The organism is Providencia vermicola (assembly GCF_020381325.1).
Classification (GTDB): domain Bacteria; phylum Pseudomonadota; class Gammaproteobacteria; order Enterobacterales; family Enterobacteriaceae; genus Providencia; species Providencia vermicola.
The window spans coordinates 1-24054 of sequence record NZ_JAGSPI010000012.1 but is presented as its reverse complement, the minus strand read 5'-3'; the positions used below and the strand labels follow the sequence as shown (position 1 = coordinate 24054).

General features: G+C 40.2%; 15 protein-coding genes and 1 rRNA gene. 4 read left to right on the top strand and 12 right to left on the bottom strand.

The annotated features are described in order from the left end of the window. Window positions 1-81: 81 nt before the first annotated feature. Entirely contained in the window at window positions 82-1728 is a 1647-nt protein-coding gene (gene pgi, locus KDJ85_RS16900; protein WP_225820640.1) for a glucose-6-phosphate isomerase, read from the bottom strand. Between the two features lie 651 nt (window positions 1729-2379). Here pgi and lysC point away from each other — a divergent pair. Further along, window positions 2380-3756, top strand: a complete 1377-nt coding sequence (gene lysC / locus KDJ85_RS16895; RefSeq protein ID WP_225820639.1) for a lysine-sensitive aspartokinase 3 — start codon at window positions 2380-2382, stop codon at window positions 3754-3756. Between the two features lie 61 nt (window positions 3757-3817). Here the strand turns inward: lysC and KDJ85_RS16890 are convergent, their stop codons facing one another. The 3 genes from KDJ85_RS16890 to metH form a co-directional block, all read right to left on the bottom strand. Beyond that, on the bottom strand, window positions 3818-5287 hold the full coding sequence (locus KDJ85_RS16890) for a tetratricopeptide repeat protein (RefSeq protein WP_225820638.1): 1470 nt from the start codon (window positions 5285-5287) through the stop codon (window positions 3818-3820). A 175-nt stretch (window positions 5288-5462) separates the two neighbouring features. Further along, entirely contained in the window at window positions 5463-6053 is a 591-nt protein-coding gene (locus KDJ85_RS16885) for a hypothetical protein (protein WP_225820637.1), read from the bottom strand. 67 nt (window positions 6054-6120) lie between these two features. Continuing rightward, a complete protein-coding gene (metH, locus tag KDJ85_RS16880; RefSeq protein ID WP_225820636.1) occupies window positions 6121-9804 on the bottom strand; it encodes a methionine synthase in 3684 nt (1227 codons plus the stop codon). Between the two features lie 206 nt (window positions 9805-10010). Here metH and iclR point away from each other — a divergent pair, with 206 nt between their 5' ends. Further along, window positions 10011-10841 carry a glyoxylate bypass operon transcriptional repressor IclR gene (gene iclR / locus KDJ85_RS16875; RefSeq protein ID WP_225820635.1) on the top strand — a complete coding sequence of 277 codons (831 nt, stop codon included), beginning with the start codon at window positions 10011-10013 and terminating at the stop codon, window positions 10839-10841. An 83-nt stretch (window positions 10842-10924) separates the two neighbouring features. Here the strand turns inward: iclR and KDJ85_RS16870 are convergent, their stop codons facing one another. From KDJ85_RS16870 to KDJ85_RS16860, 3 genes are all read right to left on the bottom strand, one after another. Beyond that, on the bottom strand, window positions 10925-11818 hold the full coding sequence (locus KDJ85_RS16870) for an N-acetylmuramoyl-L-alanine amidase (RefSeq protein WP_225820634.1): 894 nt from the start codon (window positions 11816-11818) through the stop codon (window positions 10925-10927). A 570-nt stretch (window positions 11819-12388) separates the two neighbouring features. Further along, on the bottom strand, window positions 12389-12658 hold the full coding sequence (locus KDJ85_RS16865; RefSeq protein ID WP_225820633.1) for a helix-turn-helix domain-containing protein: 270 nt from the start codon (window positions 12656-12658) through the stop codon (window positions 12389-12391). A 460-nt stretch (window positions 12659-13118) separates the two neighbouring features. Next, on the bottom strand, window positions 13119-13898 hold the full coding sequence (locus tag KDJ85_RS16860) for an N-acetylmuramoyl-L-alanine amidase-like domain-containing protein (protein ID WP_225820632.1): 780 nt from the start codon (window positions 13896-13898) through the stop codon (window positions 13119-13121). Between the two features lie 349 nt (window positions 13899-14247). On the opposite strand from KDJ85_RS16860, the gene edd reads away from it, so the two are divergent. Continuing rightward, window positions 14248-16074, top strand: a complete 1827-nt coding sequence (gene edd, locus KDJ85_RS16855) for a phosphogluconate dehydratase (RefSeq protein ID WP_377210631.1) — start codon at window positions 14248-14250, stop codon at window positions 16072-16074. Between the two features lie 26 nt (window positions 16075-16100). Next, a complete protein-coding gene (locus KDJ85_RS16850; protein ID WP_225820630.1) occupies window positions 16101-16742 on the top strand; it encodes a bifunctional 4-hydroxy-2-oxoglutarate aldolase/2-dehydro-3-deoxy-phosphogluconate aldolase in 642 nt (213 codons plus the stop codon). 67 nt (window positions 16743-16809) lie between these two features. Here KDJ85_RS16850 and aceK read toward each other — a convergent pair whose 3' ends face one another. The 5 genes from aceK to rrf all read right to left on the bottom strand — a co-directional run. Then, complete coding sequence (gene aceK, locus KDJ85_RS16845; protein WP_225820629.1) at window positions 16810-18549, bottom strand: bifunctional isocitrate dehydrogenase kinase/phosphatase; 1740 nt, start codon at window positions 18547-18549, stop codon at window positions 16810-16812. A 105-nt stretch (window positions 18550-18654) separates the two neighbouring features. Then, on the bottom strand, window positions 18655-19962 hold the full coding sequence (aceA, locus tag KDJ85_RS16840) for an isocitrate lyase (protein ID WP_225820628.1): 1308 nt from the start codon (window positions 19960-19962) through the stop codon (window positions 18655-18657). A 55-nt stretch (window positions 19963-20017) separates the two neighbouring features. Continuing rightward, window positions 20018-21616, bottom strand: coding sequence for a malate synthase A (gene aceB / locus KDJ85_RS16835; RefSeq protein ID WP_225820627.1), 1599 nt, complete (start codon window positions 21614-21616; stop codon window positions 20018-20020). A 362-nt stretch (window positions 21617-21978) separates the two neighbouring features. Beyond that, on the bottom strand, window positions 21979-22908 hold the full coding sequence (metA, locus tag KDJ85_RS16830; protein ID WP_225820760.1) for a homoserine O-acetyltransferase MetA: 930 nt from the start codon (window positions 22906-22908) through the stop codon (window positions 21979-21981). Window positions 22909-23979: 1071 nt separating this feature from the next. Further along, window positions 23980-24054 (bottom strand): 5S ribosomal RNA (gene rrf / locus KDJ85_RS19300); the annotation flags it as partial.

The following is a 24054-nucleotide window of genomic DNA, read 5'->3' as shown; positions in this document are numbered from 1 at the left end:
TTTTGTCGTTTTTTAACAAAAAGAAAACGGGAAGCTGACAGCACTTCCCGCTTGATTTCACGACGTTATTTCAATGAGTCATTAACGCCAAGCTTTATAGTTGTTAATTAGGCCATTGGTTGAACTGTCATGGCTGCTCACTTTTTCACTGTTTTCTAATTCAGGCAGAATGCGGCTCGCTAATTGCTTACCTAATTCTACGCCCCATTGGTCAAACGTGAAGATGTTCAAAATCGCCCCTTGGGTAAAGATTTTGTGCTCATACATCGCGATTAATGCACCCAATGAATATGGTGTGATTTCTTTGAGTAAAATAGAGTTAGTTGGGCGGTTACCTTCAAATACTTTATATGGTGCCACATATTCCATATCGGCCACTGATTTGCCTTGTGCAGCAAATTCAGCATCGACCACTTCACGCGTTTTCCCAAATGCTAGCGCTTCTGTTTGCGCAAAGAAGTTAGAAAGCAGCTTCTCATGGTGATCACCCAGTGGGTTATGAGTGACGGCTGGCGCAATAAAGTCACAAGGGATCATTTTTGTCCCTTGGTGGATCAATTGATAAAACGCATGTTGCCCGTTCGTCCCTGGCTCACCCCAAATAATTGGGCCAGTTTGGTATGAAACGGGTTTTCCATCACGGCCGATATACTTACCGTTGGATTCCATATTGCCTTGTTGGAAGTATGCCGCAAAACGATGCATGTATTGGTCGTATGGCAGAATCGCTTCAGTTTCTGATTCAAAAAAATTGTTATACCAAATGCCAATCAACCCTAACAATACGGGGATATTTTTCTCCAATGGTGTTTGGGTGAAGTGTTTATCCATTGCATGAGCGCCATCCAATAATTGAACGAAGTTATCAAAGCCGACGGATAAAATAATGGATAAACCAATCGCTGACCATAATGAATAGCGACCACCAACCCAATCCCAGAACTCAAACATATTGTTGGTATCAATACCAAACTTAGCGACTTCTTCACCATTGGTGGAAAGCGCCACAAAGTGCTTAGCAACTTGGCTTCCATCTTTTGCAGATGCTAAGAACCAATCACGAGCTGAATGCGCGTTAGTCATCGTCTCTTGCGTAGTAAATGTTTTAGACGCAATCAAGAACAATGTCGTTTCTGGGTTCAGTTTTTTCAGCGTTTCAGCGATTTGTGTGCCATCCACATTAGAAACAAAGTGCATATTCAGGTGGTTTTTATAAGGGCGTAATGCTTCAGTCACCATAAATGGGCCAAGGTCAGAACCGCCAATCCCGATATTCACCACATCGGTGATCGCCTTCCCTGTGAAGCCTTTCCACTCACCGCTAATAATGCGTTGGCTAAATTGCTGCATTTTTTCCAGCACGGCATTGACGTCTGGCATGACATCTTTGCCATCCACGTAAATTGGCGTATTTTCGCGATTACGTAAAGCTGTGTGCAGCACCGCGCGGTCTTCCGTACGGTTGATTTTCTCACCTTTGAACATGCTGTTAATGGCATTTTCTAGCTCAGTTTCTTTTGCCAAAGCCAATAAATTGTCTAAGGTTTCTTGCGTTATTCTATTTTTGGAGAAATCCACTAAGATTTGACCATCGAACGTAGCCGAAAATTTGGTAAAGCGGTCTTTATCTTGCTCGAACAAATCACGCATATGCACATCTTTTATTTGCGCAAAATGTTGTTCTAGCGCCCGCCATGCAGCCGTCTGGCTTGGATTAATACTTCTCATGGATAACACTCTCCAAACAATTTTCAATAGAAATAGATTGTAACCCGTCAAGAAAACAGGGCTTATCGGTTTTCTGCGTTATGTTGATATTCCCCAATTCTGCCGTACTTTTCCAGACTTAATTATCCCTTTTATATGAAATACGCACTTTCAATGCCATTTAGCTTAAAAATGGCGACAAGTGAAGATAGACCGATGAGCATACACAAGTATGTGATTCGGCTATCTGAATACAGTCAACACCCATGCAGCTTGGAAAGGCGACTAACCTACATACGCTAAATCATTCGAGTTGCATGTAGGCGACAAGTGAAGATAGACCGATGAGCATACACAAGTATATGATTCGGCTATCTGAACGCAGTCAACACCCATGCAGCTTGGAAAGGCGACTAACCTACATACGCTAAATCATTCGAGTTGCATGTAGGCGACAAGTGAAGATAGACCGATGAGCATACACAAGTATGTGATTCGGCTATCTGAACGCAGTCAACACCCATGCAGCTTGAAGGATGACGCGTATGACGAAAACCGATAATAAATCCCCCATCATTAGAATTACTGATTTGCCTCGATTCTTGATTGACGCGCTTCTATTTACCCGATAAATCTATATAAAGTTTAGGTTTAACCAAAGGGATTGACACCATGAATACCGTAGCGTCTTCGTCAGACAACAATCAGTTTGTTATTGCAAAATTTGGTGGCACCAGTGTCGCGAACTTTGAGGCAATGAACAACAGCGCAAATATTGTTCTTTCCAACCCCAACGTGCGCGTTGTGGTACTTTCCGCCTCCGCAGGCATTACTAACTTATTGATTGAATTGGCTGAAGGTTGTGACGTTGATAAACGCAATGCGTTACTGCAAAAGGTTAAAGATATTCAATATGCAATTATTGATAACTTACAGACTGCAGAGGTTATTCGTGAAGAAATCAATCGCTTACTTGATAACATTGCCCATTTAGCAGATTCTGCATCTCTCGCCACTTCAGATGCATTGACAGATGAAATGGTAAGCCATGGGGAATTGATGTCGACTCTGCTTTTTGTTGAAGTTTTACGCCAGCGCAATGCCAACTCACAATGGTTTGATGTGCGTAAAGTCATGAGAACCAACGACAGTTTTGGACGTGCTGAGCCTGACCTCAACCAGTTAAAAGCCCTTGCAGAACAACATTTACAAACTCGCTTAGGCGAGTCAGTCGTGATTACGCAAGGCTTTATTGGCCGCGATGAAAAAGGCCGTACAACCACATTGGGACGTGGTGGCAGTGACTATACGGCAGCTCTGTTGGCTGAAGTATTGAATTTATCTCGTGTTGATATTTGGACAGATGTGCCTGGTATTTACAGTACTGATCCGCGCGTAGTACCAAATGCACAGCGTATTGATGAAATCGCCTTCGATGAAGCGGCAGAAATGGCAACTTTTGGGGCAAAAATTCTGCATCCTGCCACATTACTACCCGCGGTACGCTCAGGTATCCCTGTGTTCGTAGGCTCCAGCAAAGCCCCTGAAGCGGGTGGGACAATTGTCAGTGACAAAACCACGAATCCACCGCAATTTAGAGCATTGGCACTACGTCGCAAACAAACATTATTAACATTGCACAGTCTAAAAATGCTGCATGCACGTGGGTTCTTAGCAGAAATTTTCACTATCTTATTGCGCCACAATATTTCCGTGGACTTAATTACCACTTCAGAGGTGAGCGTTGCATTGACGCTAGATACCACAGGTTCAACAGGGACAAATGGCAGCTTACTCACCAACGCTCTCATGACAGAGCTTTCTGCACTATGCCGCGTTGAAGTGGAAGAAAACTTAGCGTTAGTGGCGATTATCGGTAATGAATTGTCGCAAGTGAATGGTCTTGGAAAACAAATTTTCGGTGCATTGGAGTCTTTCAATATTCGAATGATAAGCTATGGCGCAAGCAGCCATAATATTTGCCTGCTGGTTCCAGGTAATGATGCCGAAGATATCGTTCGTACATTACACAGTAACTTATTCGAATAATTCACACGATCCGATCAAAAAATGATAAGGCGATCTTCATGATCGCCCTTTAATTGGAAACTTAACGCTTTTTCAAGTTTTCCATCGATTGATTGATATTATCGGTATAGCGCAGCATCGAGGCCTTAACCTCTTTATTATTCTGCAAGAGCGCTAAATTACGTTTCGCCGTTTCATTCCCTAATTCTGCCGCTCGCTCAAACCACATCACAGAACGAAAAATGTTTTTCTCTCCGCCTTCACCTCGGGCGTACATCACCGCAAGGTTATTTTGCGCATCACTATTTTTCTTAAAAGCCACTTTTTCCAATAGTTGGCGTGCTTTCTGTGTATTTTGCGCAACACCCGTTCCCGTTAAATAGAAAATCGCTAATTGGTTTTTGGCTTCAAGGCTATCGTCTTCCGCCAGCTGCAACCAATTGACGATATCCTTGATATTCACATCATTTAATTCACCAGCAACATACATCTTAGCTAATTTAATTTGCGCATCATCAGCTTCATTCTTGGCTAACGCTTTGTATAGCTCAATGGCTTTCGCTGGGTTTTTCTCAATACCACCTAATCCTTTTTCATAAAATTCAGCCACTTTCATACCCGCATCCAGTGACTCATTTTGTGCAGCTCGCTCGTACCAAACAAATGCTTCGGCTAAATCTTTCCCGACGCCATCTCCAGATTCATAGGCACTTGCGATAGCCAATTGCGCATCAACGTTATTTTGCTGAGCGGCTCGTTTATACCAGTACATTGCTTGATAGCCATTTTTTTCGATGAGCAAATGGCCTTGCTGATAAAAGTCACCCATATTGTTTTGCGCAATCGCAGAACCCATATTGGCCGCTTGGCGATAGAGATAAATAGCGGTTTCATCATCTTTTTCAACACCCTCACCATTTTCATACATCACGGCAAGGTTGTTAACGGCGGCGGCGATATTATTGACGGCACTTCGCTCATACCATTCACGAGCTTTTTGGTAATCCACATTCCCACCAAGACCATCATGGTAAAAAAGCCCCATAGCAAATTGTGCATTGGCATGTTCTTGCTCTGCGGCTTCCGAATACCACGCTTTGGCTTGCTTAAAGTTTTGCGTAACACCTAAACCATGCTCATAAAAGTAGCCCAGCGCATACTGGCAATATGCATCCCCTTTTTCTGCACCACGGCGATACCAACGCTCAGCTTGTTTATATTTTTCCTGATTTTGCAATAACATACCGAGATAATAATCCCCATCGGTATTACCCAAATCAGACACTTTTTTAAACCAACGATAAGCTTCTTTATCATCAATGTTTAAAAAATCAGTCCCTTCCATATAGGCAAGCCCAATATCCACCATCGCATCAACATCCCCTGCTTTAGCCGATTTTAACTGAGCTTTAAATTCATCAGGAAGCACGACATCACGGCTCTGTGCTGTCGTTTCTGCTGGTTTATTTTTTGTGGAAGGCGCTTCAGAAGTCGCCTGAGCAAGAGAGGTTACCCCCAAACAAACTGCTAAAAATAGATACCGTAATTTCATCACCACAACCCATTCATTGGCGTTATATTGCTAACATAACACTCCAATAAAAAATTCATAAGGGATTCAAGCTGAAAAAACACGATTAGAAAGGAATTTCGTCGAAAAGCTTAGGTGATGTTCATTCATGACTAAAATGACCACCACCTAAATCCGAGATTAAACTATTAAGGGCTTAATTAACGCGATAACCACCATGCTTGCTGGCAAATAAGTTGAACTTACCCCATTCAATCAGTAAATGCTCCAATTTTTGATGGCTAATTTTGCATAACTCAGAAATTTGTGACACAACAAAGTGGTTTTCACTCACCAACTCGGGGGCGAATACCTCTGCTATCCATTCGCACTCTTTCGTCGTCACTAACCAACCATCATTAGTGGAGAACTTATGGACGGGGATCATGCCCTCTTTACTACTTTCTTGCGATAGTAGCTTGTTTTCATCCACTTGTGCCTGATGAAATGCCGCAATCTCTTCTTGCGAAGGTACGGGTTCTACCGCTAAACGTTCTTCCAGAAACAAATAAATTTCTTCTGCACGCGCAGGGGTTAACTCACTTTTTAACCAAATTTGGTTAAAACAGTGCTCATCAAGGGACTCATCCGTATCGAGCTTATCCATAATTTGTAAGATGCTCATCATGGCACTAACCGCATCTTCACTCATCAGAAAAGTGCCAGGCACCGCACTGTTTTGGATCTGATAAGGAAATGCCACAGATTGTGGCAGTTCATTTTCAATAATAAATTCATAGCTCATCATTGGACCCCTTTAATGTCTTTATCCATAAGATGGTGCCAAACACCTGAAAAATCAATACACTGTTTTATCAATCTTCAGGGTCATAGCCTAAGTTAGGGGCTAACCAGCGCTCCAGCTCCGTCACCGACATCCCTTTACGCTGTGAATAGTCCATTATTTGGTCTTTTTGCAATTGCGCCACCGCAAAGTATTTACTGTCTGGGTGACTAAAATACCAGCCCGATACCGACGCCCCTGGCCACATTGCATAGGAGCTTGTCAGTTTCATCCCCACTTGCTTTTCAACGCCTAATAACTGCCAAATTTTCTCTTTTTCTGTGTGCTCAGGGCAAGCAGGATATCCAGGTGCAGGGCGAATACCTTGGTAATTTTCACGAATTAGCTCTTCATTACTCAAGTTTTCATCAGCTGCATAGCCCCAATATTGGGTACGCACCTGCTGATGTAAATATTCTGCAAATGCTTCTGCAAGCCTATCCGCCAGCGCTTTGACCATGATTTTATTATAGTCATCATGCTGTTTTTCGTATTCATCCGCCAGCGCATCCTCTTCAAGGCCACCTGTAACAGCAAATGCCCCAATATAATCGGCTTTACCGCTATCTTTTGGTGCCACAAAATCTGATAAGCAATAATTCGGAAAATCCGTTTTTAACGTTTGCTGACGTAGATTCAAGCTCCGCGCTTGAACGTTGGCACGAGTTTCATCCGTATAAATTTCAACATCGTCACCAACACGGTTGGCAGGGAATAGGCCAAAAATACCTTTGGGGATCAGTAAATGCTCTTTTTCGAGCCTGTCTAACATCTCATTGGCATCATTCAACAACTTACGAGCTTCAGACCCGACGACTTCGTCTTCTAAAATACGCGGGTATTTGCCTGCCAATGACCATGTCATAAAAAATGGTGTCCAGTCGATATACTCTCGCAAGGTCGCTATTGAGGCGCTAACTTCTTGAACGCCTAGCGATTTTGGTACAGGAGGTTGATAAGCTTGCCAGTCAATATTCACGGCATTAGCTCGTGCGATATCCAGCGTAACGGGTGGGGTCTTCGGCCTTCTTCGCCCATGTTGTATACGCACAGTGTCATACTCACGACGCGTGCGCGCAACAAAATCCTCTTTTTGTGTTTCAGATAAGAGTGCAGCGACAACCCCAACAGTGCGTGATGCATTCTGTACATAAGTGGTTGGCCCTGTGTAATTTGGCTCAATTTTTACCGCAGTATGTGCTTTCGAGGTCGTTGCGCCACCAATCAATAATGGCAATGTGAACCCTTGTCTTTCCATCTCTTTTGCGACGTGCACCATTTCATCAAGAGATGGGGTGATCAAACCAGACAACCCAATAATATCGACATTTTGCTCACGCGCCGTTTTTAAAATTGTTTCGCATGGTACCATTACACCTAAATCGATGATTTCATAGTTATTACACTGAAGTACTACCCCAACAATATTTTTGCCAATATCGTGGACATCGCCTTTTACGGTGGCGAGTAATACCTTCCCAGCACTACTACCTGACTGCTTAAGTTCTTGAATGTACGGTTCTAAATAAGCCACAGCTTGTTTCATGACACGAGCCGATTTTACCACTTGAGGCAAAAACATTTTCCCTTCACCAAACAGGTCTCCGACCACGTTCATGCCGTTCATTAATGGCCCTTCAATAACTTCAATTGGGCTTGATGCACGCTGGCGCGTTTCTTCTGTATCTTGAATAATAAATTCGGTAATCCCTTTCACTAAAGCATATTCTAAGCGCTTTTCCACATCCCAACTGCGCCATTCCGCCTGTTGAACTTGCTGCTCAACCGAGCCTGAACCGCGATATTTTTCAGCCAGTTCCAACAAACGCTCCGTACTATCATCACAGCGGTTTAAAATCACATCTTCGACGGCATTTTTTAGCTCCGTAGGCAGGTCGTCATAAATGGCTAATTGCCCCGCATTGACGATCCCCATATCCATGCCATTACGGATCGCATAATACAGAAACACAGCGTGGATCGCCTCTCGAACAGGATCATTTCCCCTAAATGAAAAAGAAACGTTGGAAACACCACCAGAAATCATCGCATGGGGAAGCTGTTCTTTGATATCTTTACAGACCTCAATAAAATCAACCGCATAGTTATTATGTTCTTCGATACCTGTCGCGACAGCAAAAATATTAGGGTCAAAAATGATATCTTCAGGGGGAAAGCCCACCTCTTCCGTCAAAATCTGGTAGGCACGGCGGCAAATTTCAATTTTTCGTTCACGTGTATCAGCCTGGCCTACCTCATCAAATGCCATAACGACAACAGCAGCACCGTATTTGCGCAATAATTTGGCGTGTTCAACAAAGGCCTCAACCCCCTCTTTCATTGAAATGGAATTCACAATACCTTTGCCTTGTATGCACTTAAGGCCTGCCTCGATAACGTCCCATTTCGAGGAGTCAATCATAATTGGCACTCGGGCAATATCGGGCTCTCCCGCGATCAAATTTAAAAAACGCACCATAGCCGCATGGGAATCCAACATGCCCTCGTCCATATTAATATCAATAATTTGGGCACCACTTTCCACCTGCTGACGAGCCACATCTAAGGCTTCTTGGTAGTTTTCTTCTTTAATCAATCGCTTGAATTTTGCTGATCCTGTGACGTTGGTTCTTTCACCCACATTCACAAATAACGATTTTGCCCCAATGTTTAACGGTTCTAACCCTGAAAGACGGCATTCAACAGGTAAACTGGGTAATTGACGAGGGGCTATCCCCTTTACTGCTTCCGCCATTTTACGAATATGCAACGGAGTTGTTCCACAGCACCCACCAACAATATTCAAGAAACCTGCTTTTGCCCATTCTTGGATCTGCTGCGCCATGTTTTGCGCATCAAGGTCATATTCACCAAAAGCATTTGGTAACCCCGCATTAGGGTGAGCACTCACATAACATTCAGCAATTCGTGACAATTCTGCAATATATTGGCGTAACTCATCTGGCCCTAATGCGCAATTCAGCCCAAATGATATCGGCTGCGCATGACGCAATGAATTATAAAAAGCTTCTGTCGTTTGCCCTGAAAGTGTTCTGCCTGAAGCGTCAGTTATTGTCCCTGAAATCATGATAGGTAATGACACACCCAATGCTTCAAGCTCAGTTTCTACTGCAAAAATAGCCGCTTTGGCGTTCAACGTATCAAAAATAGTTTCGATCATGATCAGATCAACGCCACCTTTTACAAGTGAGCGAGTTGATTCTCTATATGCCTCAACTAATTGATCAAAGGTGATATTACGAAAAGCAGGATCGTTCACATCTGGAGAAATCGATGCAGTTCGGTTGGTTGGCCCTAATACCCCAGCAACATAACGTGGCTTTTCAGGGGTTTTTTGTGTCCACTCATCTGCACATTCACGAGCAATACGTGCAGCGACTTCATTAATTTCTGCGGAAATTGCTTCCATTTTATAATCCGCCATCGCAATAGATGTGGAGTTAAATGTATTGGTTTCAACAATATCTGCGCCCGCTTCAAAATATTGACTATGAATTTCTCGAATAATTTCAGGCTGAGTGAGAACTAAAAGATCATTGTTGCCTTTTAAATCACTTGGCCAATCCGCAAAACGCTCACCACGAAATTGTTCTTCTGTTAGCTTGTGCTGCTGGATCATCGTTCCCATCGCACCATCGAGTACCAATATACGTTTTTTTAATTCTTGTTCTAATTGATTCACTTTTTCGGACACTGCACTGCCCTCCTGATCGGAAACACTGAGAAATAAGTCAAATTTTTACACTTAACATCCTACCATAACTTTTGTGTTTGAAATTCACTGTTATGATGAGAGTTTCTCAGGTTATGTTACGATCACTTTCTCACTGATCCGATGAGTATTTTCAGCTTAGTTAGTTCATAATAGAATCAAATTTCATTACAGTCAGGAGAGGCTTAATGGCAACGGCACCAATTACAAAAAAACTTAAAAAAGCAAAAGGGCCAGCAAGTGGTGCAACCGCAGCAGGGCAAGTTCAATCATTAAGCCGTGGACTCACACTGTTGGAATATATTTCTGAATCTACTGGGGGTATTGCGTTAACTGATCTCGCATTACAAGCGGGCTTACCAAACTCAACAACACACCGGCTATTAATGACCTTAGAACAGCATGGTTTTGTACGCCAAACCGGTGACTTAGGTTTGTGGGTTATCGCCTCCAATGCCTTTATTATTGGCAGTAGTTTTTTAGAAAGCCGTAATTTATTAGCACTGGTTCACCCCATCTTACGTCGTTTAATGGACGAATCAGGAGAAACCGTCAATTTAGCGATTCTTGACCACACTGAGTACGATGCCGTTATTGTCGACCAAGTGCAATGTACAGCCTTAATGCGCATGTCCGCCCCCATTGGAGGCAAACTCCCTTTGCATGCTTCTGGTGCAGGTAAAGCCTTTATTGCCAATTTACCTGAAGACAAGCTGATTCCCCTATTAAGCCGTAAAGGGTTACACGCCTATACCCCTTTTACATTAACCAATCCTTCCGCATTAAAAGAAAATTTACAGCAAGCCAAGAAACAAGGGTTTTCTTATGATGATGAAGAGCATGCTTTAGGTTTAAGGTGCATTGGTGCCTGTATTTATGATGAGCACAAAGAGGCTTTTGCCGCGATATCTATCTCTGGGCCGTTATCTCGAATCACAGATGACCGCATTACAGAGTTAGGTGCGATGGTTATCAAAGCGGCAAAAGAAATTAGCCGTGAGTATGGGGCAAATCGCTAGTTTCAGTATTTCAGAGGCATAAAATGCGGGGAAACCCGCACTTTTATTGGTAACTCACTGTAAAACCAAGGGAGTTTAAAAAACTAATCCCCTTGCTGTGTAGCTGGAGCATGTTCTAACTGCTTAGTACGCTCAAAAGCCTTAAATTTTGTTATATCGCGATATTTTTCAATCAATGCAAGGGCGATAGCTTCTGTTTCTACATCCGCTAAACCCTCAATATCCCGCGGCCTGAAATGTAATTGAAATGCACGTAAGGTTTTTTTCGTTTGTACATCCAACTGACCTGATAACGGAATACCTGAATACCCGTAAAACTTCAGCGCTTTCTGGAGACGAAGTATATTCGCAGGCTCATTCACATTTCGTTGTGCAAGGTACTTACTCACTGTTTTAGGATCAGGCCAAGCCCCGATACCTTGTTGTGAAAGGCGTTGCCATGGAAAGGCCCTACCAGGGTCTTGTTTACGTAACGGTGCAATATCACTATGACCAATGATATTCTCGGGAGGAATATTATACCGCTGCATAATATCTTTTAATAACGGAATTAAGGCTGCAATCTGTGACTCATTAAAAGGAGGCCAGCTTTTGTCCCCTTTTTTATCTCCCTGAAAGCCAGCATTCACAATTTCAATCCCTATTGAAGAATCATTCAGGCTCGTATGATAAAGCCAACGGCTATCACCTGCATGCCAAGCCTTTAACTCTTCAGGAACGAGTTGTAATACAATAGGTTTACCCTCTTTAGAATCTGGGTGGCTTGGAATTAGATAGTGAGAACTAACCTTACCTTTAGTCAATATTTTAATAGAATGATTATCATCAGACACCGTATAGTGCAAAATAATATACTGGATGCGTTCACTGGTATTTTGAGAAGGGTAGCGTTTATCAACGTAATAACCATTATTTGACGTGGGAGCTGTACACCCAACAAGTAAGAAAATGAAAAATATCCCTATATATTTCAACATCAAACTTTAACCTTATCCTACCTGTAGTGAGTTACATATTTAAACACAAGGTTATCAATAACACTATAGAAACTGTACAGCTTTTCTATAGTAGAACCTAATAGAAAAATTGTAGGTAGAATAAATAGCACAGATGCATTTTTTTAAAGCTTACCTACTCTCTCCTACCTCTTATAGAAAAAATAAGTAAGCTTGTTTTTCATACTACAATATATTTTTTAGTTCAGAGTGAAACAAGAAAACTTTTATCAATCACCTTTTTTACTAATAGGCGCCTGTTGCTACCCACTTAGAAAATGAAATAAAAAAACAAAAAATTATTAAGAAGATATTAATCGTTTTAATTTGAAAAAATATTAATTCAATTAATTACAGTTGTGCAAAATAGACTTAAATATTTTTCACCCTTAAGAATTTATCATCATAACGATACTTATAACAGTAAGTACAATCCATTAATTTATTTTTATTAGCCTATGTAATAAATGAAAAATCAGTTCCTTGTTGGCCGAATCACTTTTTAATACAGCAGATTAACCATGAAATTTATTGAAATACCATAAAAAGTTTTTAACTGGGTATCAGCTCATTTTTTTCATACTCAACCTGCTTTATGATCAATTTAGTAATTTCATTAATATCGATATCTAGAAAAATGACTATTTCAATTAATTTATCTAAACTTAACTTGTTAATTCCTAACTCATAACGAGACACTTGTTGCTGGCTTAACTGAATAACTGAACCTAGCTCATTCCCAGATAATCCCTTGCTCACTCTAGCTTTTCGTAAATGATTTCCCAATAATGCATAAATATTTTTCTTGTTAACGATATGCATAACCATCTCCTAAATAAGAAAATAAAATTTAGCTAGTATTAATCATTATAAAATTAATCGAATACATTTAAAATAGTTATGAACAATCAAAACAACAAAAATTGATAGGTAAACCTGTTTCTTATATGTAAAAAAAAGAGACTTTCGTATTATTTATAAAGCAATCTATTGCTTTATAAATACTTTTTAAAATTTAATGCATTTAAAATATATTGTGATATTTTATTGATCAAATCGATAATTTAATATCCTTTTACACTTTCAATGTGACTGGTAATAATTAGTAACTAATAAAAATACGACACTAATTCATATTATTAAGTTAATTTCATTTTTTAAAAAAAAGTGAAATTAACTGCTTAATTGACTATCCAAATGAAACTTCCTTTTATTTATGACAAATAATCAGAGAAAATGATTAAATAGCTATTATTTTAATCCTTATGATTTGATAATTAATCTATTTTGCCCTAAAAATAATAACGCCCTGTTTTCCTGCTAAATAATGCTTTAACTCAGTATCACTGACTTTTAAGTTTCCTTTAAGTGACGATGCATTTCTAAATAAAGTATGATCTCCTTGTTTAATAATGATACCGACATGTGAGACATCCAACCCACTGTTTTTAGAATAAATACCAATGTAATCTCCTGTTTTTAAATGGTTAATGACATTATCATCAACAAATCTTACCGGTATATAGTGGATTAGCCTGTCTTTTACAGACACCCCTGCAATAAAAAAACCACCTTGATTATTCAAATTAAGTCTTTTATTTACCGTTACCGCATGTGGACTGACTTGTTGAGTAATATCCCAAGCGATTGGGTTAGGTTCTTGTGCCCAATCCGAAAAAAAATGACGCCGATTAGTAAAGCCAACCTTCTTATCAACATAACGAATATCCGCTAAGTTTGTTATGAATTGCTCATAACTTTCAGAGCGTTTGAATGCCTCCGTATATTCAATAAACGTCATGCAATCCATCGCTTTTAAGTTCACAACGAGTGTTTCTATGGAGGATCGAGACTGATTTAACGTATATTTATTATACGGTGTACCTATTAAAGACTGAGTAATCATTTCAACTTTTTCTGCTTGCTGATGATGTTGACTTAATTCACGTTGCTGGCTGAGTATATTCATCAAAACCGTATACGACCCCGCGGATAGCTCTACCTGTGCATCCACAATTGATGCATATAACCACACTACAACAATAACAACGTGTTTTAGCATTCGAAGACTCTTGTATTTTTATCCGCTACATTTAACTCAATCATCGTATAAATAGCATTAATCAGCCATTAACACCTTTATTTTTATCACTATAGCATGCGATTTGCTCTTTTTCTGCACAGAACTGTTGGTTGGCTAATTTTGATTAAAGTCACAGTTAGTGCTTAATTTTCACTTTGATGATTGCTATTTAAACTTTTTAGCTAAACAATGTTACCGGTAACAATGTTTAATTTTGAAGAAATAACGGCTGCTGAATGAACAAGACACAATCTAAAACCAAGTAAAAATCATTATTTTTTATCCGCCTTATGGAGCAATTATCATGAGCAAAAGTATCTCTGAAACCATGACATTAACCACTATCCGTGATGAACTGGCACATATCACTCAACGCATTATTTGTCGTTCAGCACAAACACGTGCCGCTTATCTGAGCAAAATTGAACAGGCTCGCACCACAACTGTTCATCGCGCTTCGTTAGCTTGTGGTAACCTCGCTCACGGTTTTGCTGCCTGTCAGACAGAAGAAAAACAAATACTCAAAAGTATGACTCGGGCGGATATTGCCATTATTAATTCTTATAACGACATGTTGTCTGCACATCGTCCATACGATCACTACCCTGAACAATTAAAAAAAGCATTACTTGATGCAGGCTCTATCGGACAAGTCTCCGCTGGCGTTCCTGCCATGTGTGATGGCGTGACTCAAGGGCAAGATGGTATGGAGCTATCTATGCTCAGTCGTGATGTCATCGCAATGTCAACAGCAATTGGCTTATCTCACAATATGTTTGATGGTGCACTATATTTAGGCATTTGTGACAAAATTGTGCCTGGTTTAATGCTTGGTGCTTTATCATTTGGCCACCTTCCCGCGATTTTTGTTCCCGCAGGTCCCATGTCTACAGGGTTACCCAACAAAGAGAAAGTGCGTATTCGCCAGCTATATGTTGAAGGGAAAGTTGGCCGAAGCGAATTATTAGAAGCCGAAGCCGCATCCTATCATGGCATTGGTACTTGTACCTTTTATGGAACCGCTAACTCAAACCAAATGGTTATGGAAGTCATGGGCTTACATCTACCAGGCGCATCTTTTGTTCCCCCCGAAACGCCCCTACGTGATGCATTAACAAACGCAGCCGCACAGCAAATCACTCGTTTAACTGAACAATCAGGCCAATATTTACCTATCGGGCATTTAGTTGATGAAAAAGTGATCGTCAATGGTATTGTTGCCCTACTTGCAACGGGAGGTTCAACCAACCTCACCATGCACCTCGTTGCCATTGCTCGTGCCGCAGGTATTATCATTAATTGGGATGATTTCTCTGATCTCTCTGAAATTGTCCCGCTAATTTGCCGTATTTATCCAAATGGGCAGGCAGATATCAATCAATTTCAAGCCGCAGGGGGTGTTGCATTATTAATTCATCAATTACTACAAAAAGGGTTATTGCATGAGAACGTTAACACGGTTGCAGGTTTTGGTCTTTCCCGTTATACACAAGAACCTTGGCTAAATAACGGTCATTTGGAATGGCGTGAAGGCCCTAAAGATTCATTCAATCCCGAAGTCATTGCACAAATTGATAAGCCTTTTTCCCATCATGGCGGAACAAAATTACTTTCTGGTAATTTAGGCCGTGCAATGATGAAAACATCTGCAGTTCCTGAAGAAAATCAGATTATTGAGGCCCCTGCGGTTGTCTTTAATAATCAAAATGATATTGCCGCTCAATTTGAGTCAGGAGCTTTAAATCGGGATTGTATCATCGTCGTTCGTTTTCAAGGCCCATCCGCTAATGGCATGCCAGAGCTTCATAAATTGATGCCACCTCTTGGTGTGCTAATGGATAGGGGCTATAAAGTTGCCCTAGTGACTGACGGACGACTTTCAGGCGCATCAGGTAAAGTGCCTTCTGCCATTCATGTGACACCTGAAGCATACACTGGTGGGCTCCTATCAAAAGTCAAAGATGGAGATATGATCAGAGTGAATGCACTAACGGGGGAGCTACAACTCCTTATTGATGAACAAGCAATCGCGGAACGCCCCGTATATAAACATGGCTTGAGTGATAAGCATATAGGTTGTGGCAGAGAGCTTTTCGGTGCATTAAGACGCAATTTATCTGATGCCGAAAAAGGCGCCTGCAGTATTGATTTTTAATCTATTTTTACCAATAGGAATAAAATATGAATAATTGGAAAATATCAGCAGAGGCTATTCTTAAACAAGGTCCTGTCGTCCCAGTCATTGTTATCAAAAAACTAGAACAAGCCGTACCTCTCGCAAAAGCCCTTGTTGATGGTGGTATCAACGTGTTAGAGGTGACTCTAAGAACTGAGTGTGCCATTGATGCAATTCGTTTAATCGCCCAAGAAGTACCAGAGGCCATTGTCGGGGCTGGTACTGTCATTAATGCAAAACAACTCATGGATGTTTCCCAAGCAGGTGCTCAATTTGCTATCAGCCCAGGTTTAACCGAGGAACTATTAGCCGCCGCAGTTCAAGGAAATATCCCCTTAATTCCAGGTATTTCTACCGTTTCAGAACTGATGCTTGGTATGAATTATGGCTTGAAAGAATTCAAATTTTTCCCCGCTGAAGCAAATGGTGGCGTTAAAGCACTCAAAGCTATTACAGGCCCCTTTTCGCAAGTAAAATTCTGCCCAACAGGTGGGATATCATTAGCTAATTATCGTGACTATCTAGCTCTAGATAACGTGCTTTGTATTGGTGGGTCATGGTTAGTCCCTGAAGATGCATTAAACTCGGGGAACTATGAAAAAATCAAACAGTTAGCTCAAGATGCAATTCAAGGTATACAAGCCTAAATTTTTCAACGACTCGGCTATCACCGAGTCTCTATCTAACTAGCCTTACAAGGGACAATACGATCACTCAGCAAGGTAGCAATTCGTTAAATTGATAGCAAAAACGTAATTCTTCACGGTATGCATAAACATCCTCTACATGGCCATTTAAAATGCGTTTTTGTCGTTTTTGCCAATAATCCGCTGAAAACAAATCGGCATGATGTTGCTGCAAATAATCACGAATTTGCCTATTTTGGCAAATAAATGAAGCAAACTCCTCTGGGAAAACATCATGCTCTCCGATGCTATACCACGGCTCCCCAGATAATTCCTGCTCAGGGTATTGGGCTTCGGGTATATGGCGAAAATTGACCTCCGTCATATAACAAATTTCGTCATAGTCATAAAACACAACTCTGCCATGCCGTGTAACACCAAAGTTTTTAAAAAGCATATCACCTGGGAAAATATTTGCAGCAGCCAGCTGTTTAATTGCCCATGCGTACTCATTCAATGCGTTATTTAACTGCTCACTATTTGCGTTATCCATGTAAATATTCAGCGGCACCATTTTTCTTTCCATATATAAATGGCGGATTAATATCTTATCCCCCAGATCTTCAATCTGTGATGGCGCTTCATCTAATAGTTCTCTCATTAATTCGTGACTAATAGCACTTTTACTTATCACAAAATTTTCAAATTCTTGGGTATCCGCCATTCGCCCGACTCGGTCATGTTCTTTGACGATCCGATAACATTCTTGCACCCTTTCTTTTGTCACATTTTTTTGTGGTGCAAATGTATCTTTAATAATTTTAAATACCCGATCAAAAGCAGGTGCAGTGAACACCAACATCACCATTCCTTTAACCCCGGGCGCAATAGTAAATTGCTCTTTAGCAAAGTTAATGTACGCTAAATACTCTCGATAATATTCTGTTTTCCCATGTTTTTGGCACCCAATCGCCATATAAAGCTCAGCAATTGACTTACTTGGCAGGATTTCCCTTAACCAAAACACCAGTGCTGCAGGAAAAGGGGCGTATACCATAAAATAAGAACGCGCAAAACCAAATACGATACTCACCTCATCAAAAGTGACTAAACAAGTATCAATATATATTTTGCCATGTTCATCTTGATGAATTGGTAATAAAAATGGATGCACTTTGTCATTAATATAAATTTTGCCTACCAACCAAGCTGCCTTATTGCGGTAAAACAGCTCATTTGCAATATGCAGGCTACATTTTTGCAAATTAACATTCAAAAACTGATGTTGAAGAGATTTTATAATACATTGAATATCAAAACTTAAATTTCGCCAAGGTAACCTTAAAGGCAACCCACTCAAAATTGAAAACAGCAAAGAAGCTAAATTGTCATCCGCATGGTATTCCCTCGCAAGAGGCCGCGGAGAAGAAGAAAAACGCCTCGCTGGCTGAGAAGTAAAGATAAATAAGTTATCCTGGGTCAGTTCTCTATGCTGAAATAATCGGCAGTATACTGAGTTAAAAAAACTTTCTGCAATTTCAAAGCGTGGATAATCAGGTAACAATGTTTTATAAACATTTTTGATTAACGCCAATTTATCAGGTGTTAATGATTGTACTAACCCCATAAATTGTAACTGAGCAACAACTAATCCAACATGATGATCATATAGTTGAATACGTTGTTTCATCGCAGATTGCACAGCATGCCAGTCTGCCCGCTCAAACCGTTCTTGAGCCCCCGATGTTATTTCAAGGAAACGCCCATATTGCGCATCAAATCCCTGCAAGATTGTTTGGGCAATGATCTGCTCAGTTGTCAGGATCATATTGACCCCCCATTTATTTCTTTAAAGAAAAAACAGGCACTTAACGTGCCTGAAAGTTAACCGATACATCAAATAAACAGAAACACCGAATAAAGAAAATACTGACTAGAATTGCTCTTCTTCTGTTGACCCCGTTAAAGCCGTCACTGAAGAAGTTCCACCTTGAATAACAGTTGTCACCTTATCAAAATAGCCTGTCCCCACTTCTTGTTGGTGCGAAGAGAAGGTATATCCCTTATTCATTGCCGCAAATTCGCATTCCTGAACTTTTTCTACATAATGGCGCATTCCTTCTCCTTGCGCATAAGAATGTGCAAGGTCGAACATGTTAAACCACATACTGTGGATACCTGCTAATGTAATAAACTGGAAGCGATAACCCATAGCTGCGAGTTCATCTTGGAAGCGGGCAATCGTGGCATCATCTAAGTTCTTCTTCCAGTTAAACGATGGAGAGCAATTGTAAGCCAGTAGCTTTCCAGGGTATTTCGCATGAATAGCATCCGCAAATTGCCTTGCAGCTTCTAAGTCAGGTTTTGATGTTTCACACCAAACAAGGTCAGCATATGGTGCATAAGCTAAACCACGACTGATCGCTTGCTCAATACCCGCATTAGTACGGAAAAAGCCTTCTGATGTACGTTCTCCCGTCACAAAACCTGCATCATACTCATCACAATCGGAAGTCAAAAGGTCAGCAGCATCCGCATCTGTACGAGCAATTAAAATAGTAGGAACACCAGACACATCCGCAGCTAGCCTTGCAGCAACCAATTTTTGGATAGCTTCTTGGGTCGGCACTAAAACTTTTCCACCCATATGACCACATTTTTTCACTGCCGCAAGTTGGTCTTCAAAATGTACAGCCGCCGCCCCCGCTTCTATCATATTCTTCATTAATTCAAAGGCGTTTAGTACTCCACCAAAACCCGCTTCGGCATCCGCAACAATAGGCAAAAAGAAATCAATATATTCTTTGTTATCTGGCCCAATACCATTAGCCCATTGAATTTGGTCAGCTCGGCGAAAACTATTGTTAATCTTCTGAACCACTGAAGGTACAGAATCAACAGGGTAAAGTGACTGATCTGGATACATACTCGAAGCAGTATTTGCATCAGCAGCGACCTGCCAACCTGACAAATAAATCGCTTCAATGCCTGCTTTTGCTTGTTGCAAAGCTTGTCCGCCCGTTAATGCACCAAGTGCATTAACATAGCCTTTTTTAGATTTTCCGTGCAGCTGTTCCCAAAAACGTTCAGCGCCTTTACGTGCTAATGTATATTCCAAATTAACTGAACCACGTAACTTAATAACGTCTTCAGCCGAATACGGGCGCGTAATACCTTTCCAACGTGGCTTTTTCCATTCATTTTCTAATTGGGCTATTTGCTCTAAGCGCGATGTCGTCATGATCCACTTCCTTTATAAAATATGTAGGGTTTATCGAATGTTATGTTTGCAATTATTAGTCTAATAATTGGTATCCAGGGATAGTCAAAAACTCAATGAGCTCATCTTGCGTTGTAATGCGCCTCATTAAATCTGCTGCCTCTCTGAAACGCCCACTTTGAAAGCGCTTATCTCCCAGCTCTTTTTGGATAACCTGAAGCTCTTCATCCAACATCTCTTCAAAAAGAACCTTGGTCACTTTTTCACCATTTGACAAAGATTTACCATGCCTTATCCATTGCCAAATAGAGGTTCTTGAAATTTCAGCTGTTGCCGCATCCTCCATTAGCCCATAAATAGGGACACAGCCATTACCCGATATCCAAGCTTCGATATATTGCACTGCAACGCGGATATTCGCTCTCATTCCAGCATCAGTTCTTTCACCAGAACAAGGTGTTAAAAGCTGCTCAGCGGTGATTTCTGGGTCGGAATCACGAGACACATCAAGTTGGTTAGCCCGTCCACCAAGTGTCTTATCAAAAACCGCCATAACAACATCAGCTAAGCCTGGATGCGCTACCCAGGAGCCATCATGACCATTTATTGCTTCTAACTCTTTATCAGCTCTTACCTTGGCTAGAATCGTCTGGTTTTCTTCTTCATCTTTACTTGGAATAAATGCAGACATCCCTCCCATGGCAAACGCACCGCGACGATGGCACGTCTTAATTAATAAACGAGAATATGCACTTAAAAAGTCTTGGGTCATTGTGACGACTTGGCGATCGGGCAATACCCTATCAGGGTGCTCTTTTAATGTTTTGATATAACTGAAAATATAATCCCAGCGTCCACAATTTAATCCAACAATATGATGGCGCATGTGATAAAGGATCTCATCCATTTGAAATACAGCAGGTAATGTTTCAATCAAAACCGTTGCTTTAATTGTTCCCCGAGGTAATCCTACAAAGTCTTCGGCAGCGCTAAATACATCACTCCACCATTTAGCTTCCTGCCAAGATTCTAGTTTTGGAATATAAAAATAAGGACCACTGCCTTTTTTTAACAATGCTTGATAGTTATTGAAGAAATACAGTGCAAAATCAAATAACCCACCAGGAATTGGCGTGTTACCAAATAACACGTGCTTTTCATCGAGATGCAAACCTCTGACGCGGGCAATTAATACAGCAGGGTCTGATTTAAGCTGATAAACCTTACCATTCTCATTGGTGTAGGAAATATCACCATTAATAGCATCACTTAAGTTGATCTGCCCATCAATTAACTTTTCCCAGGAAGGTGAAAGAGAATCTTCAAAATCTGCCATAAAAACTTTAACGTTAGCATTCAAGGCATTAATAACCATTTTGCGTTCCACAGGGCCTGTAATTTCAACACGACGATCACGTAAGTCTTCTGGAATATTTTGTATTTTCCAATTTCCATTTTTTATGGAATTCGATTCCGAAATAAAACCAGGCAATTCACCTGCATCAATTTTTGCCTGTCTTTCCAGCCTTTCCTTCAGTAATTGGTTTCTGCGAGGTAAAAAAGCCTCAACTAAATGAACAAGAAATTCAATAGAATCATTATGTAATACTCGATTATCTCGATCAGCTATTCCTTTAGTAAATGTTAAATCTGATGCTAATAATTGGTGTTCCATTGAGCAACCCTCATTCATATTTGTTTATGAATTAAGCTTAATCTCAAAATACAAATAAATCAAAAACGATTTCCATTTTAATTAAAAATACCAGCAAAGTGATGATAAATATTGGTTTTTTAATAAATCATTTTAGGTTTTAATTTTCGTTATTAAAATAAAACATGTTAACCATCTGTTAAATAAGCAATTATCAAACGATTTATAATTAGAATAGTTTGTCCGAAAAACAAAAAAGCAGCTACAAAGTAGCTGCTTTTATACTGTAAATGATTTTTTAACTGAAATTTAATTCTATAAAAATTAATAAAGGCCAATATTTCTAATGATTATTAAAAAACCAGCAAAATAATGATTCTTTTTTAATCTAAAGTCGGCTCCATGTGACTAAGATCGAAAGGTGTGATCTGGTACACATAATAATTCAACCAATTAGAAAAAAGTAAGTGCCCATGACTCCGCCAACTGATCAATGGCGGGTTGTTTGGATCATTATTCTTAAAATAATTACATGGGATCTCTGGCGATATCCCTGCATCAAAATCACGCCAATACTCCTGAGCAAGTGTATCTTTATCGTATTCAGGGTGCCCTGTAACAAAAGCAAGGCGTTTATCTTTAGACGCAAATAAGTAAGCCCCAGCTTCTTCAGAACTCGCTAATATTTCCAAGTCCGTATGTTCTCGGATAAGCTCCTCAGGAAAATCAGCATACCGTGAGTGAGGCGCATAAAATGAGGCGTCAAATCCCCGAGTTAGTAATGCATGTGGCTCTAATGTATCATGTTGATAAACACCCGAAAGTTTCTCTGTACGCGTCCATTTTGGCAAATCATAAAGCACTTTTAACGCCGCTTGTACCGCCCAGCAAACAAAAAGTGTTGAAGTCACATGATCTTTAGCCCATGTAATCACTTTTTCAATTTGGCTCCAATAACACACATCATCAAATTCCACTAACCCTAAAGGAGCTCCAGTGACAATTAAACCATCAAAATTTTGCCCTTTAATATCTTCAAAATCACAATAAAAATTATTCAAATGCTCTATTGGTGTATTTTTTGACTCTCTTTGGTCAATTCTCAATAGTTGAATATCAACCTGTAAAGGTGTATTCGACAATAACCTTAAGAACTGGTTTTCAGTTTCTATTTTTTTGGGCATTAAATTTAATATTAATACTTTCAAGGGACGGATCTCCTGAAGGCTAGCTCTTGTCGTTGTCATGACAAAAACATTTTCTTCGCGCAAGAAATTCACAGCAGGTAACTCGTCTGGTAAACGAATCGGCATCATTCATCCCCTTTTTATACTTTTATACGTTTAGACTTCTAGAATGCTAAATAATCTAACCAATGTTAAGCTCCTTGTCGAGTATTTCAAGGGTGATTGAAATAATTTCATGCCAAGTGACTTGCCTTGATTTCTTTTCAAATATAGCAGAGATGTAACTAGCTGATTTTATATATTTTTTATCTACTCGTGATAATTTATAGATACTGATTTAACTTATACACTTTTGATATTAATTAGAGCTATTTTAATCTTCTTCCCTTAACCAAAAGGGTCTACCAATTCAAATTAATTAATAAAAAATAATAAGTTCAATTCATTAACTAGAAAAATCGAAAGATTGTCATCTACTTCACTATGGTCTAATAAGAAGTAAAAAACACAGAACAGTGATAACACAACAGTGAGTTGCTAAAGTGGTCATTAATCACAGGAAGTAACTGGCAGCGTAAAAAGAAGATACTTTCCCGCAATTAAGTTCATCTAAACGACAAACCGTGTCATAACCATATAAGTTAATTACCAAGTTAACAACAGATTGGCTTCTCACCTCTATCAATATCGACCCTTCATCCTCTTTTCTTGTATAAACGTCACTTTATCAGCACCAGCGATGAAGACTGATGCATGCTCACAAGTAATAAGGAGATAAAAATCGCACAGGATAAGAAAAGTAATAATCTTCAATTAGTTAATGACGACATCAACAACGGATTAGCCTAGGAGGTCACATCATCATAAGCCAGAACAATGACAATCAGTACCATCAACACAGAGGGGGACGATTTAGGAAGGTGAAATGAGGAGATCTATTCAGGTGAAAAATGAAGTAACAACAGTCAGTTACTGAGGGGATTATTGATAAGCTTATGAGGATTTCTACACTTTAGCCACAAGCCATAACGGCGTAAGTATAAAAACACAGAACATTGATGACACAACGGTGAGTTGCTGAGGAGATTACCAATTCGCTTAGCTCGCACTATTTATTCCGTCATCCTTGCCTTTTCTTATCCCCATTCCCCAAACGCAAAAAAGCCACCCAATGGGTGGCTTTTTCACTAATTTAATGTCTGGCAGTTCCCTACTCTCACATGGGGAGACCCCACACTACCATCGGCGCTACGGCGTTTCACTGCTGAGTTC